The 13,247-nt window shown below is 68.0% G+C and carries 15 protein-coding genes and 1 pseudogene; 6 read left to right on the forward strand and 10 right to left on the reverse strand.

The features are described from left to right. Positions 1 to 77: 77 nt before the first annotated feature. From ACI2K4_RS01330 to ACI2K4_RS01340, 3 genes and pseudogenes are all read right to left on the reverse strand, one after another. Positions 78 to 815, reverse strand: a pseudogene (locus ACI2K4_RS01330) (class I SAM-dependent methyltransferase); the annotation flags it as partial. A 215-nt stretch (positions 816 to 1,030) separates the two neighbouring features. Next, entirely contained in the window at positions 1,031 to 1,645 is a 615-nt protein-coding gene (locus ACI2K4_RS01335; RefSeq protein WP_404507851.1) for a hypothetical protein, read from the reverse strand. A gap of 116 nt (positions 1,646 to 1,761) precedes the next feature. Beyond that, complete coding sequence (locus tag ACI2K4_RS01340) at positions 1,762 to 2,292, reverse strand: SDR family NAD(P)-dependent oxidoreductase (protein WP_404507852.1); 531 nt, start codon at positions 2,290 to 2,292, stop codon at positions 1,762 to 1,764. Between ACI2K4_RS01340 and ACI2K4_RS01345 the strand changes: the two genes are divergently transcribed. After that, positions 2,273 to 2,680 carry a glycosyltransferase gene (locus ACI2K4_RS01345; RefSeq protein WP_404507854.1) on the forward strand — a complete coding sequence of 136 codons (408 nt, stop codon included), beginning with the start codon at positions 2,273 to 2,275 and terminating at the stop codon, positions 2,678 to 2,680. The two genes, ACI2K4_RS01340 and ACI2K4_RS01345, sit on opposite strands and share 20 nt — an antisense overlap. 61 nt (positions 2,681 to 2,741) lie before the next feature. Here ACI2K4_RS01345 and ACI2K4_RS01350 read toward each other — a convergent pair whose 3' ends face one another. From ACI2K4_RS01350 to ACI2K4_RS01360, 3 genes are read right to left on the reverse strand one after another with little or no spacing between them, the layout of a single operon-like run. Then, entirely contained in the window at positions 2,742 to 3,032 is a 291-nt protein-coding gene (locus ACI2K4_RS01350; RefSeq protein WP_404507855.1) for a hypothetical protein, read from the reverse strand. Between the two features lie 16 nt (positions 3,033 to 3,048). Then, positions 3,049 to 3,303, reverse strand: a complete 255-nt coding sequence (locus tag ACI2K4_RS01355) for a hypothetical protein (RefSeq protein WP_404507856.1) — start codon at positions 3,301 to 3,303, stop codon at positions 3,049 to 3,051. Next, positions 3,300 to 4,541, reverse strand: coding sequence for a helix-turn-helix domain-containing protein (locus ACI2K4_RS01360; protein WP_404507857.1), 1,242 nt, complete (start codon positions 4,539 to 4,541; stop codon positions 3,300 to 3,302). The genes ACI2K4_RS01355 and ACI2K4_RS01360 overlap by 4 nt, the downstream gene beginning before the upstream one ends. A gap of 448 nt (positions 4,542 to 4,989) precedes the next feature. On the opposite strand from ACI2K4_RS01360, the gene ACI2K4_RS01365 reads away from it, so the two are divergent. The 4 genes from ACI2K4_RS01365 to ACI2K4_RS01380 all read left to right on the forward strand — a co-directional run bounded on the left by ACI2K4_RS01365 (position 4,990) and on the right by ACI2K4_RS01380 (position 6,642). Further along, positions 4,990 to 5,862: a helix-turn-helix domain-containing protein gene (locus ACI2K4_RS01365; RefSeq protein ID WP_404507859.1), complete on the forward strand. Its 873-nt coding sequence runs from the start codon at positions 4,990 to 4,992 to the stop codon at positions 5,860 to 5,862. After that, the gene (locus ACI2K4_RS01370) at positions 5,855 to 6,046 is read left to right on the forward strand and encodes a DUF397 domain-containing protein (RefSeq protein ID WP_404507861.1); all 192 of its coding nucleotides are present in this window, start codon (positions 5,855 to 5,857) and stop codon (positions 6,044 to 6,046) included. Before ACI2K4_RS01365 ends, ACI2K4_RS01370 begins: the two co-directional genes overlap by 8 nt. A 159-nt stretch (positions 6,047 to 6,205) precedes the next feature. Next, the gene (locus tag ACI2K4_RS01375) at positions 6,206 to 6,394 is read left to right on the forward strand and encodes a DUF397 domain-containing protein (RefSeq protein WP_404507862.1); all 189 of its coding nucleotides are present in this window, start codon (positions 6,206 to 6,208) and stop codon (positions 6,392 to 6,394) included. 56 nt (positions 6,395 to 6,450) lie between these two features. Next, positions 6,451 to 6,642 carry a DUF397 domain-containing protein gene (locus ACI2K4_RS01380; protein ID WP_404507864.1) on the forward strand — a complete coding sequence of 64 codons (192 nt, stop codon included), beginning with the start codon at positions 6,451 to 6,453 and terminating at the stop codon, positions 6,640 to 6,642. 960 nt (positions 6,643 to 7,602) lie between these two features. Here ACI2K4_RS01380 and ACI2K4_RS01385 read toward each other — a convergent pair. Continuing rightward, positions 7,603 to 8,340 carry a GNAT family N-acetyltransferase gene (locus ACI2K4_RS01385; protein ID WP_404507865.1) on the reverse strand — a complete coding sequence of 246 codons (738 nt, stop codon included), beginning with the start codon at positions 8,338 to 8,340 and terminating at the stop codon, positions 7,603 to 7,605. Between the two features lie 26 nt (positions 8,341 to 8,366). Then, positions 8,367 to 9,044 carry a TetR/AcrR family transcriptional regulator gene (locus ACI2K4_RS01390; RefSeq protein WP_404507866.1) on the reverse strand — a complete coding sequence of 226 codons (678 nt, stop codon included), beginning with the start codon at positions 9,042 to 9,044 and terminating at the stop codon, positions 8,367 to 8,369. Positions 9,045 to 9,190: 146 nt separating this feature from the next. Here ACI2K4_RS01390 and ACI2K4_RS01395 point away from each other — a divergent pair, with 146 nt between their 5' ends. Beyond that, positions 9,191 to 10,402, forward strand: coding sequence for a DUF418 domain-containing protein (locus ACI2K4_RS01395; RefSeq protein WP_404507867.1), 1,212 nt, complete (start codon positions 9,191 to 9,193; stop codon positions 10,400 to 10,402). Between the two features lie 80 nt (positions 10,403 to 10,482). On the opposite strand, the gene ACI2K4_RS01400 is transcribed toward ACI2K4_RS01395, so the two are convergent. Continuing rightward, entirely contained in the window at positions 10,483 to 11,751 is a 1,269-nt protein-coding gene (locus ACI2K4_RS01400; RefSeq protein WP_404507868.1) for a hypothetical protein, read from the reverse strand. Positions 11,752 to 11,905: 154 nt separating this feature from the next. Next, positions 11,906 to 13,189: a M20 family metallopeptidase gene (locus ACI2K4_RS01405; RefSeq protein WP_404507869.1), complete on the reverse strand. Its 1,284-nt coding sequence runs from the start codon at positions 13,187 to 13,189 to the stop codon at positions 11,906 to 11,908. Between the last annotated feature and the right edge of the window lie 58 nt (positions 13,190 to 13,247).

Genomic DNA, 13,247 nt, shown 5'->3' on the forward strand with positions numbered 1-13,247 from the left:
GCGGCGACGAGCCAGGCGTTGGCGGCGGGCGGCGGGTGAGGCGATGGCGGCGCCGGCTGGCAATGGCGTCCGGAGGGTCAGGCGACGAGCAGGCGGAGGCCAAGCTCCGCCGCGTCGAGACAGACAAGGTCGCGGTTGCGTTCGGCCCAGCGACCCGACGCAAGGTCGTCACGCAGGGTACGCACCACCCGCTGCTCGGCCTCCGATCCGATCCTGGCCCACACCGATGTCCCCCGACGAACATTGTTGTCCAGGTACGCCTCCGGCCGACGCCAGTACGCCTCGAAGAAGCCGTCGGCGCAGTCCCACGGGACGGGCACCGGCTCCACCCGGGCGCCGATCGAGTCGGCCAGCTCGGTCAGCGAAGGCCGCTCGACGAGAAGGTCGGCGATCTCGGGCAGGTAGTCGCGGGTGAGCCAGAACCGATCACGCCACCCGGTGTCACTGGTGTCGTGCGTGAAGACCACCACGCGGCGAGCCACCCGCCGCATCTCACGCAACCCCGCGACCGGGTCCCGCCAATGGTGAAGGGTGGCAAAGGCCATCGCGGCGTCGAAGGACTGGTCCGCGAACGGGAGGTGTTCGGCGGCGGCGGCCACGCACGGCGCCGTCCCGGCCGCCCGCTGCGCGCGCATGACCGTCGACGGTTCCACCGCGGTCACGTGACGGTCGGAGGGCTCGTACGAGCCGGTGCCCGCCCCGACGTTCAACACCGTACGCGCGTCGCCGAGCGCGGCCCAGACCTGCGCGGCGATCCGTGGCTCGGTACGTCGCGTCACGGTGTAATCGGCCCCGATGGTGTCGTACAACCTCCTGCTGGACACGCCGCCGTCCCTTCCTGGCTCTCGCCCCTCACCCACCGCGCACGGGGCCGATCGCGCCGGCCGGGGTCGGTGCACAGGTCCTCGACCACACCGCCGACCTCGGCGATCGGACCGTGCGCCGAGGCGCCGCCGGCCGACGCGTCATCACATCAGAGTCGCATGAATCAGCCGCTGGCGGACGCGTCATCACATCAGAGTCGCATGAATCAGACTCGCATGAAGTCGAGCAATTCGGCGGCGGCTGGAAACGGGGCCTCCTCGGCGAGCCGGCCTATGTAGACGACGGCCTCCTCGTCCTGGCTGTAGGAGTAGCTGTCCAGGGCCGGGCCGATCACGAGGACGTTGCTGCCGCGTCGCCAGGCGGCGTACCGCCACGAGTACGAGCCGAGGGAGATCCGCCTGCCCTCGGCCCTGACATCCCACTCCGGCGCACCGAGCCGTCCGGCGAACTGGTCGATGACGGCGTCGACGTGCGCCCCGAACTCGGCGCGGCCGGCTCCCCGCCGGCTGGTCCAGCCGGGCAGGGTCCCCCAGAAGTCCTCCGAGCTCAGCTCTCCGCCCACGTCGTACGAGTGGACAAACGGCATGTAGAGCCCGGAGCCGGTGTAGACGGCGTGACCGGCGGCGGTGACAAAACTGGCGCCGTCGATCGGAACCCTGGTGGACCAGCCGAGGTCGCGGACCGCCCGGTCGGCGACACCCGGTTCGTCCCACGGCAGAGCGGCCAACTCGACGATCTGACCGACCAACTCCGGCCCGACCGGACAATCCGCGACGTAGCTCTCGATCTCCGGCTCGTCCGCGCCGCCGCTCTCAAACAACTGATCCTCCGACACGACCGACGATTCTCCAAGTGCTCGCCGCCGCCCCGCAAGCCCGTCCACACGTTAGGAAGGGCCCCTTCCTATACAGAATGCGATAACAAGGGGCCCTTCCTTCACATGATCGCGGCGGAGAGGCGCATGGTCAGGCCCGGGACGACGCGCGGTCCGTGGCCGAGGCCGCGCAACGCCGCGTACGCGACCTGGTCCGGCGTACGGGTGCCCGGGGCGGGGCGGCTCTTCGCGCCGGCGAGGTTCGGGGTGGCGACCGCACCGGCGACACAGGTGACCACGTCCACCCCGGTGCCGCGCAGTTCCGCCCACAACCCCTCGGCCAGGATCGCGCCGAACGACTTGGTCGCGGCGTACACACTGATCGGCGGCGAGCCCTGCATCCCGGCCAGCGATGACATGACCACAAGACCACCGCGTCGCCGCGCCACCATCGGGGGAAGGAAGTGGTGCGCCAGCTCCAACGGCATCCGACAGTTCAGGTCCAGGGCGCGGCGGCTGCGCGCCGGGTCCATGTCGACGAACCGGCCGATCGGCGAGTAGGCGGCGTTTGCCACGACGAGCCCCACCTCACGCCCCCGCGCCGCCTCGACCACCCGGCCCAGTCCCTCCACCGTGGACAGATCGGCCGGCACGGTGAGCGTACGGGACGTACCGGCCAACGCCCGGGTAGCCGAGTTCATCCCGTTCGACCAGTTGCTGCCGTACACCGACGTCATGGTCAGCAACGGCGGGTACGGTGGCGTCCAGCAGGCGCTCAGCCTCGGCGTGCCGCTGGTCCTGGCCGGGCTGAGCGAGGACAAGGCCGAGGTCACCGCCCGCGCCGCCTGGACCGGCGCGGCGATCAACCTGGCCATCGAACGGCCGGAGGAAACTCAGATCCGCGCCTCGGTCGAGAAGGTGCTGAACGACTCCAGCTACCGGAAGCAGGCCAAGCGGCTACGCTCCGAATACATCACCCACAACCCGTTCGACGCGATGAGCGCCGCGATCGAGGAACTCACCGCCGGGCCGGAGGCGTAACGAGCCACCATCGGCCGGCGCGGGCAGCCATTCACTCCCCGCCGGCCGAGCCGACCGGCGCTCAGATCGAACGCGGCCGGCGGCGTGCCGGTCGGTCGTCGACCCAGCCGAGGAACCTGGTCTCGGCCTGTTCGCGGGTCAGGTCGGGCAAACTTGCCAGTGCCTTGTCCCGGAAGCCGGCCATGACCCAGGCCAGGCGTCGTCGGTCCGTTTGGTACCAGGTCCACATCCGGCGTTTGAAGGTTTGGCAGGGCCATTCGTCGCCGTCGTCGGTGCAGCGCCAGTTGGTGCCGGGCCGGTGTGGTACGCCCTGTGGTGTGTCGTCGTGGTCTTGGTCGTTGGGTTCGGTCACGGTGTTGGGCTCCAGGTCAGACGAGGTAGACCTCGATGGGTGTGCCGCCGTGTGGGGTGATCGAGAATCGGTGACCCGGGGCGAGATCGAGGAGCATCGCGGAGACGAGGACGGCGCGGTTGAGGGTGTCGGTCTTGGTCATTCGTTGGGTGGTGGCGAGCCGGGCGAGGGCTTCGTTGGCGGCGGGGGTGAGGTTGACGGTGACCTTGACCAGTGGCACCCGTTCCGGGTCGGTGGCCGGTGCCGCCTCGTCGTCCGGTGTTCCGCTCATACTCGGGCTCCCATCCGGTCGGCGAGGTCGGTTACCAGGGCGGGTGGGGTGCCCGGGGTGCGGCGCAGGATTTCGGCCATGACGTCGCTCGCGATGGGTCGGGTGCGGATTTCGGCCGGGGCGATCTGGTCGGCTTCGACCAGGCATTCCCCGGCACGTCTCATGTCGCCTTCGATGACGTGACTTCGGGCGATGTCGAGGAGGTGTTGTGCCCGGCGTTCGGGCATCAGGGCGTCGAATCGGCGCTGGTTGAGGCCGTGGTGGATGGCGACCGCGCGTCCGCCGTCGCCGAGTTCGACGGCGGCTGCGGCGACGTGTAGTTGCAGGTTGGTGGGGCCGAAGGAGGTGCGTAGGTGGTTGTCGTCCTTGCCGATGCTGTCGGCCGCTACTTTCGCCTCGCGTAGGAGCTCGCGGACGCTTGCATGGTCGCCGAGGTGCGCTGCCGCCATCGCGGCCTGGAGCAGTAGTGATCCGTACACCGACACTCGGTCGGGGTCGGCCCAGGTGGCGCCGTCGGGGGCGAGGCGGTGGGCGGTGACGATGTTGGCCTCGAATGCTTGTCGGGCGTGGCCGGCGGCGAGGAGCGCGTTGGCGAAGCGGGTGGTGCCGGTCCCGGCCCGCAGCGCGTCGCCGGTCCGGACCGCGATCGAGATCGCTCGTTCGGCGGTCAACCTGGCCAGGTCGTACGCACCCAGCTTGCGTAGTACGCAGGAGGTGACCTGGTACACCTGCCCGAGCAGGCTCGCGGCCCGGTCACCGTTACTTCCGCTGTGGTAGGCGTCGGCGGCCTGGACCTGGCCGAGTAGTCCTGGTAGGTCGCGGACGAGGGTGTCGTACCGGGCGTGTTGGAGTGTCAGCCACGCGTGCGTGACGGCCTTGTTCAGGTCGGTGAGCGGCAGCGGTGGTGCCGGGTTGCCGAGGTACGCGGCCGGTGCGAAACGCGTCAGCGCGAGCCGGAGCCGGTCGAGGTCGACGTGGTCGGTAGTGACCACGGTCTGGGTGTTCTCGGCCTGGCCGATGAGCGTGTCGACGCTGATCTGGAGGACGCCGGCCATGTCGAGCAGGACGCTGAACTTGTCCAACCGCCGCTCGCCACGCTCGACCTTGTCCACCCAGCTCTTCGACTTCCCGAGCCGGTCGGCGAACACCTGCTGGGACAACTTCCGCCGCCCCCGCCAGTACGCCACCCGCCGCCCGATCGGCAGCTCCTCACCCACCGGCTCAGCCCGCAGAGTCACGTCGTACGCGTCCGGACACCCCGACCGCGAAGAACTCCAACGGCAGAGGCTTACTCCCGGCGTCGAACCGGCCCTGGTTCGGCTGCCGACGACGAGTGCCAGGAGCCGGCGGAAGGTCAGGCGTCCGCTCATCAGTGCGCGGATTGTCCACGGGTGATGTTGTCTTGTCCTCGTTCTTGTGCACGGCGTGCCTCCATGTCGATGTTGGAACGGGGCCGTTCCGATGGGGAAGGGAACGGCCCCGCGCAGTCCCGCCCGTCCTGCTTCTCGGGGAACGAGGTGGATGGATCCGAGCGGGCCTGTCTGAGTCACACCTTGTCGGCGAGGGTCGATGCGTGCAATCGTCCTGACTGAGACAGTTCAGAGATGGCGTTGCTTTCGCAGCAGCCACTGGCGAACAGTCTCATGCTCGCTGTGATGGTTGCGTCATCCTGAGACAGGAGTCCGAATGACTGATGCCGGATCGTCCGTTCCACGCAGGCAGCTAGGGCGATACCTGAGGCAGGCGCGAGAGCAGGCAGGGCTCTCGCTGGAGGCGTCCGCGAAGGAGTTGGAAGTCTCGCGGGCCACCATGTACCGCATCGAGGGCGGACAGACAGCCGTGCGTAAAGCTGACGTCGTAGCCATGTGCACCACGTACGGCACGCCACCGGAGATGGCATCGGTACTGATCGCGTTGGCCGCCGAGACCAAAGCCAAGGGCTGGTGGCACGCCTACGGCGACGCCATCCCCGCTTGGTTCGAGCTGTACGTCGGGCTGGAGGCAGCCGCCTCACGGCTGCGACACTGGGAGCCGGCCTCACTTCCGGGCCTACTGCAGACGAAGGAGTACGCCGAATCTCTGCTTTGCTCCAACCCGGACACCCCCGGCCAGGAGGTCGACCGACTGGTCACGGTCCGAATGGAGCGCCAACAGATCCTCGCCCGCAGGTCACCCGCTCCGCCAAAGCTCGAAGTTATCCTCGATGAGATCGTGCTGCGCCGGAAGGACCCGGCCATGCCCCAGCAGCTTGTTCACCTCAGCGAGCAAATAGCCCGGGGTGCTGCGGTCATCCGGGTGGTGCCGACGCGGACCGCCGGGATCAACTACGCGTTAACCGGCGGAGGGTTTGTCATCCTAGACTTCCCTGCGATCGGGATCCGGACCCCGGAACCGACCACGGTCTACAGCGAGTCACTGACGGGTGCCCTCTACCTGGACAAGCCGACGGAAGTTGCGGCGTACGCTAGGGCATGGCGAGCGCTTGAGGCGATCTCGCTGGATCCGATCCGGTCGGCCGACCTTATAGCCATGATCGCCAAGGAGAGTAGCGATGAGTAACCTAACCGGCGCCGTGTGGCGGACGTCGAGCCGCAGCAACGGTTCGGGTGGACAGTGTGTAGAGGTTGCCGACAACCTCTCCGGCGTTGTAGGAGTCCGCGACAGTAAGAACCGCGATGGCGGCACCCTGACCTTCGGGTCCGAGGCGTGGCGCGCGTTCGTCGCACTGGCGAAGCAGCAGTAAGCGGTAGTAGTAGGCACTTGTCAGAGGCGGTCCACGAGAGTGACAGACCCCGTCTTCTTGTGCCTCGCCTGGGTCGATGCTGAACTGGGCGGGCGTTCGGGATCGGGACGCCCGCCCAGCCGGCAATTCAGTCGAGTTGATGAAGGGAGTTGTGGCGTCATGGACCTGATCGGTGCCAAGTGGCGTAAGTCCACCCGTAGCGGCTCTGGCGGCGGCGACTGCGTGGAGGTAGCGGACAACCTTCCCGGCGTGATCGGCGTACGGGACAGCAAGGACCCGACCGGCCCGACCCTAATCTTCGCTCCGTACGTCTGGCGGGCGTTTGTAGGGCTCGCGAAGCAGGGCTAAGCGTTTAGGACGGGCTGATCGACCTGGGCGCCCGTCATCGTCAAGGAGGCTGAGCAATGCATGAGCTGACCGACGCCCGGTGGCGTAAGTCCAGTCGTAGCGGATCTGGCGGCGGCAACTGCGTGGAGGTAGCGGACAACCTTCCCGACGTGATCGGCGTACGGGACAGCAAGGACCCGACCGGCCCTGCCCTAACCTTCACCCCGCACGCCTGGCGAGCCTTCGTGCGCGTGGCAAAGCAGCACTAGACCCGCAGGTGCCGATCGACAACAGCGACAAAAAACGTCATTCCGTTGTTGCTCTCCTTAAGAAGACGGAAGTTTTCTGCGAGAACATGCGGAGTGACGTTTTTTGTGATCTGCGCCAGCGCCCAAGCGGGCTGAACATGACGCTGTGTTGTTCGAGCTTGCGGTGCGGACGATGTGGCGGCGGAGGCAGCTGGGTGGCGCACGCTCCGGAGAGGCGTACCAGGTCTTGAGGATCGACGCTCGGATGTCGCCGACCATGCTGGACAAGCGGGGCCAACGCCGTCTTCAGGTTCTTGCCGTTCGAACGAGGTAACCCGGTGAGGTCGGCAGTACCCGGTGCTCGACGGTTGGGTTGGCTCGTTCGTGATCTAGGAACCCGAAGCTCGCATCGAAACGCGGTGGGTTCCGAACCAGTAAACCTGGATAAAATGAAGAAATCTGACCATGAACCGAGATGGCTTGAATCGATAATTTGCTATCTTGCCTGTTCGTGAACCGCTGCGCCCGCTCCCTGGACCGAGCGAGGATCGCAACGCCAACTACCGTCTTCGCGTCAACGGCGAGTCCGGGCTGCTCCCGGTCCCGAGACCGGGTGAGGATCGCAACGGGCATCACCGCGACCGGTGGCCCAGAACTTCAGCGCTGCGCCGGGTCCTCGGACCGGGCGAGGATCGAAACGTCGTGGCCCAGGAGCTGGAGCCGACTGTGGCCGTGGCGCTGCGCCCGGTCGACGGACCAGGTGAGGATCACAACAACACCTACCAGGGCCTCCGTCACATCGACGACATCGGCTGTGTTCGGTCAATCGGTGCGGCCAGAATCGCAAGCTGTGGGCGGCTTGTGGCCAGGCTCGGCCGCGTCAGAGGACGACCCGGATGATCAGCAAAGGGCGCGGACGGTACGCGGCGCGGACCGGTCACCGTCCCCGCGACGGACGTGCGGGTGTGACCGGTTCCGGTGCTAGTGGTTGTTAATGCCCTCGACGGGGGATCGCGTGTACCAGGTAGTCGTTGCCACTACCTGGAAGCCCAGGGACTCGTACAGCGGTAGCCCGGCGTCCGTTGCCACCAGTGTGATCGGCCGTTCCGGGTTGGCCTGGATGATCTGACGCATCAGTGCGCGGCCGAGTCCCGCCGAGCGGTGGTCGGGTGACGTGACCAGCCAGTAGAGGCCCACGACGTGGCCGTCGTCGTACGTGTAACCAGCGGCGGCAGGCTCGCCGTTCCGATACGTTAGCCAGACCGTCCACCCTTTGACGCCGAGCACGTGCGGCGGAAGCGCCACGCCCCTGCGCCACGGCAGCAGCGCGGGCACCGGGAAGTCCTCCACGATCAGGCGCTCGGCTACCGCCAGCTCGTCCAGATCGGAGACGTGGACGACGCGTACGGTGTCGTTGGTGACGGCCGACCCGGCTGGCGTCGCGGCGCGGGCCATGACCGGCATGCGCAGGACCCGCGTGGTCGGAACGGGTAGTGCGTTGTCGTGGCCACCGAACACGTCTTCCACGAGCACGTTCTTGGCCGAGGGTGCGCTGTCGAGGAGGACCGACAGCTGCTCCGCTGGCATCGGTGCGCGAAGGATAAGCCGGGTCATCCACGGCAGGTCGGCGCGGAAGTATGCCTCGTCCCGGTGGCTGGTGGGGGCGACCACCTGCCACGTCGCCGACGCGTTCTCGACATAGGCATCGCGGCTGATCACTTGAAAGACGTTAGCACCGCGCCAGGCTAAGACCGTGGCTCTTCTGTGGAGCTTGGCACGCTGTGCGTCGACGGGGTCGGCCTCCGGCGTCTGCGGTCGGGCATGATGCCGATCGCCGGCAGGATCGCCTGGTCGACGATCGCGGCGAGCTGCTCGTCGTTCGGCAGTGTGTCGGTGTCAGAGGCATGTTTGAACACCAGGGCTTCCCCGATGTCGCGCACCACCGGCGTTATCAGATCGGGGTCAATCTGTCCCTGCTCGGCGTAGTGGCGCAGCACCGTGTACGTGAAGGTGGTGCCCCGGGCGTCGAAGACCCGGTTGAACAGCGCCTTGACCAGCTCCGGATGGCGTTGCCGTTCGGTCATGATGGCTATGACGGCGTACCCGGCCGGTGAGACCATCCAGGTGACGAGCTGTTGCAACGCCCGGATCAGGTCACCGCGCAGGTCGTCGGCGCCCGGCGACGGTCGTTCCTCGGGATGCGCCTCGTAGAGCGCCTCGAGCAGCAGCTCTCGTGGCGAGGACCAGCGTCGGTACAACGAGGTCTTCGCGGTCGCCGCGCGTTTGGCGATGCCCTCCATGGTGAGCCCGCCGACTCCGACCTCGGCCACCTCGGCGAGCACCGCCGCGTGGATGGCCCGGAGCAGCTCGTCTCCTCGACGCCGGGAGCGCCGAGATGTGGCGTTTTGCGATTTTTCAGTCAAGGCGGCTCCAAGTTAAGACACGCTTGCGTATCTTACGTCTCCCGATATTAGATACGCGTGCGTAGCTAGTTGTCCGGGCCTGGTGCAGGTACCCGGCAATTTTGCCGTGCCTTCACGAAGGTCCAATTCCGAAAACGGGGTGTCACGTGACCAGACTCGTCATCCAGCCTGCCGCCGGTTCGCCCGGTGCCGCGACCAGACTGTCAGACAGATCGCTCGCACCCGATCTTGCCCGTGGCGCGATGCTGCTGCTCATCGCACTGGCCCACGCACACATGTACCTCTACGGCCACCCCACCGGATTCCGCGGCTACCGTCTGGACGGCTCCGTGATCGACCGGGTCGTTGCCGGCCTCCAGGTGCTCCTGGTCGACGGCCGCGCGCTGCCGATGTTCGCCGCACTGTTCGGCTACGGGCTGGTCCAGCTTGCCAACCGACGGTACGCGGCCGGGGCCGACTGGCCGGACGTACGTCGCCTGTTGCGACGCCGCAGCCGTTGGCTGATCGCGTTCGGCTTCGCCCACGCGCTGCTGCTCTTCTTCGGCGACATCCTGGTCACCTACGGGCTGCTCGGGCTGATCCTGGTGGGCATGGTGCAAGCCCGTGACCGGGTGCTGCTCCGGGTCGCCGGGCTGTGGATCCTGGTGTACGCCGCCATCGCGACGCTCCCGGCCTGGGCCTTCATCACCATGGGGTCGGCGCCGCTACCCACCAGCGCCGAGTCACCGATCGAGGCGGTCGGCCAGCGGCTGGTGGTCTGGGCCGGGCTCGGACCGATGCTGGCCCTGGACATCGTCACCCCGTTCCTGCTCGGCATCTGGGCGGCCCGGCGTCGCCTGCTCGACGAACCCGGCCGGCACCGAGCCCTGCTGACGCGGGTTGCCGTCGGCGGCATCATCGTCACGATCCTCGGCGGTGCCCCGCTGGCGCTGATCGACGCCCAGCTCTGGACGGACTGGACGACGGCCACGGCGATTCCCGCGTACGTGCTGCACGGCGCCACCGGCATCGCCGGGGGACTCGCGTACGCCGCCATCGCCGGCCTCGTCGCGCACCGCTTCGCCGACGCACCCGGACCGGTGGCCACCGCGCTCGCCGCCTGCGGCCAGCGGTCGCTCACCTGCTACCTGCTCCAGTCGGTCGGATTCGTGGCGCTCTTCGCGCCCTACAGCCTCGGACTCGGCGGGCGGCTCGGTGACGCCGGAGCATCAGCGTTGGCCATCGTCACCTGGCTGGCAACCGTGCTGCTGGCCGAGCTGATGCGCCGAGCCGGACGGCGCGGACCGGCCGAGGGACTGCTCCGCCGGCTGACGTACGGCGCTCGTCAACCCCTGAGGCCGAACGAGCCGAGTCGATGATGGGTGGGTGACCCGCAGTTACGGCCGACGCCCCGGGGTGAGGCGCCGGCCGTGACCGACTGAGTGGGCCGGTATTGGGCTCAGTAGATCGAGGGCATGAGGTAGATCATCCGGCCCGGTGACGAGCCACTGGTGATGTGCTCGGTCACCGACCAGAGGTGCCCCGTGGACTGCCAGATGGAGAGGTCTTCCGGGCCGATCGGGGTCTTGATCGGGTCGCCGTTGAGACGAAGGGTGCTGCCGGAAGGCAACGCCTTGTGCAGGTTGCCGCTGTTGCTGTTACCTCGGCTCTGGTTGAAATAGAAGTTGATGCCGTTGGTGGCGGCGCCCTGGACGTTGCTAACCGGGAGGTTCCAACTCGCGTCGGGCACGCCGTTGGTCGGCTGGTGGTCGGTCATGTTGTAGGCCACCAACCGTCCGTTGGACGCGTCGTCCGCCGTGCAGTACTCGCCGACGATCAGCCGGTCGGGCACCGCGATCCGGTCGAGGCTGATGTAGGAGAACCGGGGGTGGGCCCCGGAGGCGAGGCAGAACTTGTTCGTCTCGCTCTTCGTCGGCCGCTGCCAGAACCCGATCTGCATCATGGCGTACTTGTAGGTGGAGGCGCAGTAGCTGTCCGGGGCGGTGCCGGCGTCGTCCGTGTCGACCCAGCCGATGCCGCTGCACGACGTGGTGCCGTTGGTCGAGGCGCCGAGGTCATAGATGTGCTTCATGCCAAAGACACGGATTCCCCAGGACGTGTCGACCACGTAGAGGTAGTCCCCGTACCAGACCATGCCGCCGACGTGCAGATTGTCGAGGGCCTTGAAGTTGTACCGGCCGAGGGTGCTGTCCCAGTAGGGATTCGCCAGCAGCACGTGCCGGTACGCGTCGGTGGAGGTGTTCATCACCGAGATTCGGGCTCCGCTCGAACCCTCGTGGTACCAGCCGACGATCAGCCCGGCGTGCCCGTTCCAGTTCTCGTCACCGAGGGCGTCGGAGACCGTGGTGACCGCCTGTGGGATCCACGCGGTCGGGTCCAGGTCGGGGCCGGGACGGAGGCTGCTGCCGTCCGTGGACGCGAAGCAGTACCAGGCGATCGGCGTGGACTCGCCCAACGCGCCCCGGCAACTGCTTCCCCGGTAGGCGGCGGTGTGGTTGCCGTCCTGGAGGACGGCGGTCATCGACGCCTTGACCATCGGGATCGCGTCAGCGGCGGGGTAGGACGTCCAGGACAGGGTGAAGTCGCCGATCGTGTCCGCGTGCGCGGCGGGTGCCGACACGGTGACCCCGAGGCTTGTGACGAGCAGCGTGGCCATCGAGGCTGCGGCACGCCGTAGCCAACGACGCGGGCGTTGGTCTTGTGTCATGGTTGGCGCCCTCCTGGTGAACGGCTGGTGGCGCGCTCATTGCCGAGGTCTGACGCCCGGTTGAACGCGCCCCCGATCGAACACCGTGGGAGTGTCGCAATCCTTGAGAAGACCTTGAATCCGCTGGACAGCGCGGGTGCCGGCGACGTGTGCGTTACCCGATCTTGCCCGGAGTCGACCCACCCGAGATCGCGACTGACCGCTGGGCCGCGTGCCGGCGCAGTGCCCGGATCGCGAGTTCCGAGTGGATCAGCGCGCCGTCGGCGAGCACCCGGTCGTCGAAGACCGCGCGTGGGCTGTGGTTGCTCGGTGCCTTCGCCGGGTCGTCGGCGGCACTCGCGCCGAGGATGAGGTAACAGCCGGGCACGGCGTTGAGAACCTCGGAGAAGTCCTCGGCGGCGCTCACCGGGGACGCCAGCTGGTCGAACCGCTCCGCGCCGAGCACGTCGGAGACCACGGTACGGACGAACTCGTACTCCTGCTTGTCGTTGACCGTCACCGGGTAGCCCTCGACGTACTCGATCTTGGCCGTCAGCCCGTACGCCTCGGCGATGTGCTGGCACAACCGGGTCACCTCGGCACGCAGCCGGGTCTGGTTCGCCGCCGAGAAGGTGCGTACCGTTGCCTTGATCTCGGCCGTGTCGGGCACGATGTTCGACGTGGTCCCGGCGTGGATCGAACCGACCGTGACGACCACCGGGTCGAAGACGTCGAAACGTCGGGTGACCAGGGTCTGCAACGAGGTCACGATCTCCGCCGCCACGGTGACCGGGTCACGGGTCAGGTGCGGCATGGAGGCGTGCCCGCCGGCCCCGTGCACCGTCACCCCGAGCTGCGCGGTGGCCGCCATCAGCGGGCCGGGTCGGCTGCGGAACAACCCACTGGGAGTTCCGTACGAGCGCACGTGCATGCCGTACGCCGAGGAGACCCGTGGTCCGGCGGCGTCCAGTACCCCTTCGTCGATCATGCGGGCGGCGCCGTTCCACCCCTCCTCGCCGGGCTGGAACATGAACACCACGTCGCCGGCCAGCGCGTCGCGGTGTGCGCCGAGCAGTCGGGCCGCGCCGACCAGCATCGCCGTGTGCAGGTCGTGCCCGCAGGCGTGCATCGCGCCGCCCACCTTGCTGGCGTAGTCCAGCCCGGTCGTCTCGGTGATCGGCAGGGCGTCCATGTCGGCCCGCAGCAGCACCGCGGGAGCGGGTTCGCCGTCCGGCGTCGTCGCGCCCGGCTTCCCGCCGCGCAGCACGGCGGTCACCGAGCTCAACGACCTGCCCGGGGTGATCTCCAACCCGAGCCCGGCGAGCTCGTCCAGTACCGCTCGCTGGGTCTGCGGCAGGTCGAGACCGATCTCCGGGTGTCGGTGGATGGCACGCCGTAGTCGTACCAGGTCGTCCTGCAAGGCCGCGGCGTCGTCGCGCAGCCGGTCCGGCAAAGCCATCGGGGTGTCCCGTCGTCGGGCCGGCCGGGCGCGAGCCCGGCCGGCGATTGTGTGGCGT

Source organism: Micromonospora sp. NPDC050397, assembly GCF_044901685.1.
In the GTDB taxonomy this organism is placed as follows: Bacteria; Actinomycetota; Actinomycetes; order Mycobacteriales; family Micromonosporaceae; genus Micromonospora_G.